We start from the raw sequence: 6,912 nt of genomic DNA on the forward strand, positions 1-6,912 counted from the left end.
ATTTATAATCATCTTGCCAGTTCTGTTTCAATCCAATCTGGCCGTCATCCTCCGGATTCACTGGCCGTTTTCACCGGAATATGCAAGTGGATACTGAAATTTATCTCGAACTCTTCCATACTCATCTTTCTTACTGTGTTGCATCCCCCTCGATCCGTTAGTGGATACTGAAATGATGAATTCACCTGCAAGACTGACCATCGTGGGCAAGTTGCATCCCCCTCGATCCGTTAGTGGATACTGAAATTTGATCACCACGCTGGTCGGGCTGGCAAGATTGCCCGTTGCATCCCCCTCGATCCGTTAGTGGATACTGAAATATGAAGTCAAGCAGACCCAGGTGGTCAACGAAGGCGTTGCATCCCCCTCGATCCGTTAGTGGATACTGAAATGTCATCACAGTTATCGTCAGGCTCATGGAGCCGTCGTTGCATCCCCCTCGATCCGTTAGTGGATACTGAAATCTCGAATGGGCGGAAGCGTTGCGGAAAGCCGGCGTTGTTGCATCCCCCTCGATCCGTTAGTGGATACTGAAATGTCAGAATCTCGATGGTGTAAAAACCACCTGATACTGGTTGCATCCCCCTCGATCCGTTAGTGGATACTGAAATCGGAGCGTGAGCTGGAACGCGCACGAGCTGCTCCCGGTTGCATCCCCCTCGATCCGTTAGTGGATACTGAAATTCTGAAGGATGGGTCATACAAAGTGACCCACCCGATGTTGCATCCCCCTCGATCCGTTAGTGGATACTGAAATCGTGCGCAAGGTGCGCGCGGTCGTGGACAATTACCTGAGTTGCATCCCCCTCGATCCGTTAGTGGATACTGAAATCGTTTTGTTTATTCTCGACGACGACTTTGTCGTCGTGTTGCATCCCCCTCGATCCGTTAGTGGATACTGAAATGGGATATTATTATCCGGAAGAAAGTCAAAAAGGTTGGTTGCATCCCCCTCGATCCGTTAGTGGATACTGAAATGGCAAAAAAAGGCAAGGCCCGCGAAGCGCGCAATTTCGTTGCATCCCCCTCGATCCGTTAGTGGATACTGAAATGCTAGAGATTGCGAAGTATCTCCAGCAGGCGGGATACGTTGCATCCCCCTCGATCCGTTAGTGGATACTGAAATGTGCAGTCTCCCCGCAGCCTGGAGCAGTCGCCCCACAGTTGCATCCCCCTCGATCCGTTAGTGGATACTGAAATGCATTACGACTACGTTCTCCTCATATGACACAACATCGTTGCATCCCCCTCGATCCGTTAGTGGATACTGAAATTGTACTCGTGCACAACGTGCCTTGCGCGCGCTTATATGTTGCATCCCCCTCGATCCGTTAGTGGATACTGAAATATGATTGTTTTTCAACATCAGGGCGGCACGGATGTGTTGCATCCCCCTCGATCCGTTAGTGGATACTGAAATGCACGAGCTGGCATGGACTGAATCACGCACGAGCTGGTTGCATCCCCCTCGATCCGTTAGTGGATACTGAAATGAAACATCACCAGGAGGCACAGCGTCATGAAATCAGCGTTGCATCCCCCTCGATCCGTTAGTGGATACTGAAATTAAATTGAATTGCGCAGCTTAATCGGAAAAGTCCCGTTGCATCCCCCTCGATCCGTTAGTGGATACTGAAATGACGATAAAACAGCTGAACATGGGTTCCTCCTTAAAAGTTGCATCCCCCTCGATCCGTTAGTGGATACTGAAATAATGGTAAATCTGGAAAATCAGAATTTTGTGATTCTTTGTTGCATCCCCCTCGATCCGTTAGTGGATACTGAAATTGGACTTTTCGTCATGAACAGTCAAGACATTTAGCGTTGCATCCCCCTCGATCCGTTAGTGGATACTGAAATGTTGAACTGGTAGCTTATGCAACGGATTATGAATTGTTGCATCCCCCTCGATCCGTTAGTGGATACTGAAATAGAGCCGCAGCTTCAGCTTCCAGTTCCAGTTCCATTGTTGCATCCCCCTCGATCCGTTAGTGGATACTGAAATAGAAACTATTCAGCTTGCCAGAATCTCACTGAGGAAGTTGCATCCCCCTCGATCCGTTAGTGGATACTGAAATTTTTCGTCAAACTCGATCTCTGACAGATCAATCAGCTGTTGCATCCCCCTCGATCCGTTAGTGGATACTGAAATTGCGGATGGCCTCGATCTGTTCCTCGCGCACTTTAGTTGCATCCCCCTCGATCCGTTAGTGGATACTGAAATCGAACTCTGGATGAGCCCTAAGCTCAATCGCGGCTCGTTGCATCCCCCTCGATCCGTTAGTGGATACTGAAATATATTAATGACGAAGAAGACGCGAATCTATACGATTGTTGCATCCCCCTCGATCCGTTAGTGGATACTGAAATTTCCTGGGAGGAAAGAGTGGTATCGGGCACGGGAAAGTTGCATCCCCCTCGATCCGTTAGTGGATACTGAAATTTCCTCTGGAGAAAACTCTGGAGGAATTAAAAATCTGGTTGCATCCCCCTCGATCCGTTAGTGGATACTGAAATGGGATTTTGTTATATAAATAAGAGTATGAATAGAAAATGGCTTAAAACTACCAACCCCATTTTCCCCGTTATCCTTTCATTCCTCTGGCTCGCCCTTTTAATTGGGCTGGGATACTGTCTTCTTTCGGCAATGTTTCAACTGTTCCTTTAAGCCGGAATTTCCCCTGTTTCTGCTGTTTTCATAATCAGGTTTATAAACCGCACAGCGCAGGGTTGGTTCGGGAGTGGCCTGCCATGCAGTAAGGGAAGCCCCTATTTTACGCGGTTTTCCGTTCAGGCCGAATGCGATGCCTGCCACCGGGTACTTCGCCGCGAGGGGTTCGGCGGTTAACCGGGGCGGGCCTGACCTGTGGTTGATCTCCTGCCCGAAGAAGGCGGCGATCCCTGGAGATGGGTGATCAGGCGGGTTGGAGCAGGCGTTCAACTTCCTCAACTTCAGAGGGGGTGAGCACCCATTCGGCGGCTCTGGCATTGGCTTCGAGCTGTTCCAGGCGGGTGACGCCGCTGATCACCGAGGATACCTCAGGATGGGCGAGGAGCCAGGCGATGGCCAGTTCGCCCAGGGTGTGGCCGCGTGCCTGTGCCCAGGTGCCGAGACGGTCGATGAGGGCATAATTGGCGGGCGTCATGTACTTCTGCACGTAGGGGCTCGATTCGCCGCGAGAACCGGCGGGGGCGGGCTGACCGGGGCGGTACTTGCCGGTGAGGAAGCCGCCTGCGAGGGGGAAGTAAGGAATGAGACCGACGGATTGACTGCGACAGAAGGGCAGCATCTCAGCCTCAACGCCGCGTTCGAGCAGATGGTAGTGGTTCTGGGTAACAATGAAGGGCGACCACCCGTGCATAGAAGCGAGCAGATTGGCGTGTGCCACACTCCAGGCGTGGAAGTTCGAGGCGCCGATGTAGCGGATCTTCCCGGCCCGGATCAGATCATCCAGCCCGCGCAGCATCTCTTCGAAGGGAGTGGTTGGGTCAAAGTTATGCACGTAGTAGAGGTCAATGTGATCGGTCTGCAGGCGGCGCAGGCTGGCTTCGACAGCCTCATAGAGATGCAGACGCGAGGCACCCCAGTCGTTGGGGCCGGGGCCGGTCTTGTTGTAATACTTGGTGGCAATCACAAATTGATGGCGGCGGCCTTTGAGGGCCACACCGATGGTTTCTTCGGAACGACCGTTCGTATAGACGTCGGCGCTGTCGAGAAAATTAATCCCCAGGTCGGCGGCGGCATCGATGACGCGGTTTACCTCTTCCTGGGGCATCCGTTCGTAACCAAAACGGTTGGTCCCGATACCAACTACTGAAACACGCACACCAGATTTACCCAGCTGGCGGTACAACATGGGGGTGATCTCCTTTCAATGGGAACTGGATAAGAGTAATTTTCTCTTATTTTACGCCAAAAATACCCTGCCCTTCTGTAAGAGAAGGGCAGGGGTGAATTCCGCCGGGCTGTGTGCCACCACCAGGTGTGATGGATGGCGGCTCTAGCGGGTCAGGTAAAGGGCGCGGCCTTCCCACTCGCAGGAGGGGATGAAGTGAAGGGCGCCTTCCTTGATCTCCGGTGCGGGCAGGGTCGAGGGGAACGAGGCGGCCACCTGCCAGCCCTGGCCGGGCAGTGGAATGGAAATTTCAGCGGGAAGGGGGGCGCCAAAGCTGTGTGTCACCACCAGGGCGCTGTTCGCATCTTCCGCCAGGCGCAGGACGGCCTGTGCCCCTTCCAGGTGCTGCCAGCTCGGGTTGATGTGCTGGAAGAGCCGGCTTGTGCCACGGGCGAGGACGGGCGCCACCCGCTGGTAAAAGCGAATGGCTTCCTGAACCAGGGCCCATTGCCCGGCGTCCAGTGAGGTGAGTTCACCCGAAAGGCACAGCCGCCCCAGCATTCCCCCGGTGAGCAGGTAGGCCAGGCGCTGCATCGAGTCGGCGGCATGTAAAACGGCCCAGATTTGCGACTGACGCGGCAGAATCAGGCGGTGGAGGTTGGCGGCAATGACCGGGATGTCGCGCGTTTCGTGTGCATCGGAGAAGGAAGCCATACTGCTCAATGCCATGAAGGAAGGCTCAAGGCGGTGCCCCCCGGAGGCGCAATTTTCGATGACCAGATCGGGCAATTCAGCGCGCATTTTTCGGAAGAAGCCCTGAACGCCTTCCAGGTGCTGGCGCAAGCCTTCTCCTGCCGATTCGGCGCCGTCACAGCCGAGGCCGATGGTTTCGTTGTAATCCACTTTGATGTAGCCGAAGCCGTTCTCGCGCAGCTGGCCGATGACCTTCTGGCTGAGGTAATCGATCACCCACGGGTCCCGGAAGTCCCAGAATCTGCGGCCGGTGGCGGTGATGGGGTAGCCGTCGCGATGGAGGAAGTGAGGCAGGTCGCTTTCGAAGCGCGGTGATTGCTCTCCCACCACTTCCATTTCGAACCAGATGCCGGGGATCAATCCCCGCTCGCGGATGGCCCTGGCGGTAGCGGCCAGGCCGTCGGGGAAAAGGTTGGGATTGGCTACCCAGTCTCCCTGCCCCAGATGCCAGACGCCCGTGTCTCCCTTGTACCACCCGGCATCGATCACTAGGTAGCGCACACCTGTGCCCTGCAGGCGGTCGGCCATGGCCACCAGGTCGGCATGGCGAGGGTTGCCCCAGCTGGTGCACCATTCATTGCAAAGGACGGGGAGGTCGTGTTCGCTGGCGGGGGCGGTCTCGGCGGCAGGCAACTGCATGTTTACCAGGCGGGCGCACAGGTCGTCGAGGTCTCCCTGCACCGTGCTGACGTAAGCCGGGGGTGACTGGAAGTGTTCACCCGGGGCCACCGTTTTCATCCAGTGCCCCAGTTCGCGGTCGGCCAGGCCGCCAGAAAGGGAGAGAAAATCGTCCCGGCGGAAGAACTCCATCTGCCAGGAGCCGGGTATGGCCAGGTGTGCTCCCCACATTACCCCGGCGGCGCGGTCTTCCACTCCGGCCCACGGGAAGTACCCCCGCACCGGCATGGAACCGACCTGACCGAAGCGTTCCACCCTCACTCCGTGGTGCGCCCAGGAGGGTTCTAAGCCCAAATCTTCGGCGAGGCGGCATTCGTGGCGGCCTTCTGCTGACCAGTAACTGCGGAAACGATGTAAAAATAATCTTCCCGGGGCATCGTCGGCGGCGAATGGGGTGATGCCGCTCAACGAGAAGCTCGAAAGCATCTCGAGGGTGAAGGGGCGGTCAGACAGGTTCTTGAAGACCGTAAACATGGTCACGGCGCGGTCGCCTTCACGCCAGAGGAGATGATGTTCAGCGGCATAGCCCCTGGGGCTGGCCAGGTGGGTGATGATTTCGGTTTCGCCGTTGGAGTCTTTCACCTGCTGTTCCGTCAGCCGCAGGCTGGCCAGCGAGGCGCTGTTGCGCAGGGTGAGCCCCTGGGTGTATTCATCGGTTGCGTCGCCCAGCAGTTTAAACTGCACCAGTGATTCGGGATACCAGGCAGGGATGTTCGGGTGATCCAGTCTTTCCCGATGGGGCACAAGCTGACCCTCAAGAGAGGCGGGGATCATGCGCAGGCTGAGGGTGTCTGAGGGGTGAGCGATCAGGTATTCGGCGATCATATCGCCTAAATGGAAGCGGGCGAGGGTGGAAAGTTCGGGCATGGTGTGACTCCTTTTAACACAGAGAATGGGATTTAGTGACTTGCCGGGGTGGTTTGTGGCGCTTCAGGGGCGAGGCGGCGACGCTGAGGAAGCCTGCCGGGGAAAGATCCGCAAAGGTTCTTCAGTCTGCATAATAAATGGCCATGTTACCCAGAATCGACCACGAATTTTCGAATACGCTGGTGGGCACGTCGAAGAATTTTCCGTTGGTCATGTAGCGAAGATGGCTGGCGTTGTAGCCGGTGAGGATAATGGTATGTTCGTAGGCGGCGACGGTTACGCGGTCTCCTTCCTTGTCGGTGTATTCTGCCGGAACGCCGCCTTCCACATTGCCGATCACCCAGACGATGACCGGCTGGTCGTGAGACAGCTCTTCTTTGAGCTGGTCTATCGTCCAGCCTTTGACGGCCTGGGCTGGCAGGCCGTATTTGCGCAACAATTCGGCCACTGGCGGGGCATGAACCCCGTATCCATACGGCGGCACCTGCCCCCATGGAGCGTTGACATCTCCGACAAATCCCTTTTCGGGGTTATCCGAAAGCGGTAATTCAAATTGAAAGTTGTACTCAGACAGGGTAACGCCGAAATAGCCAGCCCAGTCGGTGGCCACAGCAGCCTCACAGCTCAGGCTGAAGTACTGGCGATGGCCGCGGATGGTGCGGATGAAATGCTCTTCCGGATAGGCCGGGGTGGGAGTGACGGTTGGGGTGGGAGTGGCGCTGGCCGTCGGTGGGTCGGGCGTCTCTGCGGTGGCAGAGGGGGATGCGGTTGGTGAGGG

The 6,912-nt window shown here is 56.0% G+C and carries 4 protein-coding genes and 1 CRISPR repeat array; of the genes, 1 reads left to right on the forward strand and 3 read right to left on the reverse strand.

Going from position 1 to position 6,912, the window contains the following annotated elements:
• Positions 1-137 precede the first annotated feature (137 nt).
• Positions 138-2,517: a CRISPR direct-repeat array (repeat unit 37 nt; unit sequence GTTGCATCCCCCTCGATCCGTTAGTGGATACTGAAAT).
• 25 nt (positions 2,518-2,542) lie between these two features.
• Positions 2,543-2,668 (forward strand): hypothetical protein, encoded by a 126-nt coding sequence (locus ATHL_RS19550; RefSeq protein ID WP_272897361.1) that lies wholly within the window; start codon positions 2,543-2,545, stop codon positions 2,666-2,668.
• A 247-nt stretch (positions 2,669-2,915) separates the two neighbouring features.
• Here the strand turns inward: ATHL_RS19550 and ATHL_RS17715 are convergent, their stop codons facing one another.
• The 3 genes from ATHL_RS17715 to ATHL_RS17725 all read right to left on the reverse strand — a co-directional run.
• The gene (locus ATHL_RS17715) at positions 2,916-3,857 is read right to left on the reverse strand and encodes an aldo/keto reductase (RefSeq protein WP_062196467.1); all 942 of its coding nucleotides are present in this window, start codon (positions 3,855-3,857) and stop codon (positions 2,916-2,918) included.
• Positions 3,858-4,001: 144 nt separating this feature from the next.
• Positions 4,002-6,134, reverse strand: coding sequence for a glycoside hydrolase family 36 protein (locus ATHL_RS17720; protein ID WP_062196468.1), 2,133 nt, complete (start codon positions 6,132-6,134; stop codon positions 4,002-4,004).
• Positions 6,135-6,255: 121 nt separating this feature from the next.
• The coding region (locus tag ATHL_RS17725) for a C39 family peptidase (RefSeq protein ID WP_174233970.1) at positions 6,256-6,912 on the reverse strand (657 nt) is incomplete at its 5' end.

This window comes from Anaerolinea thermolimosa (genome assembly GCF_001050195.2).
GTDB classification, from domain to species: Bacteria; Chloroflexota; Anaerolineae; order Anaerolineales; family Anaerolineaceae; genus Anaerolinea; species Anaerolinea thermolimosa.

Excerpts from the sequence above, each read along its gene's own strand:
- ATHL_RS17715 (WP_062196467.1), bottom strand. The coding sequence starts at position 3,857 with ATGTTGTACCGCCAGCTGGGTAAATCTGGTGTGCGTGTTTCAGTAGTT.
- ATHL_RS17720 (WP_062196468.1), bottom strand. The coding sequence starts at position 6,134 with ATGCCCGAACTTTCCACCCTCGCCCGCTTCCATTTAGGCGATATGATC.
- ATHL_RS19550 (WP_272897361.1), top strand. The coding sequence starts at position 2,543 with ATGAATAGAAAATGGCTTAAAACTACCAACCCCATTTTCCCCGTTATC.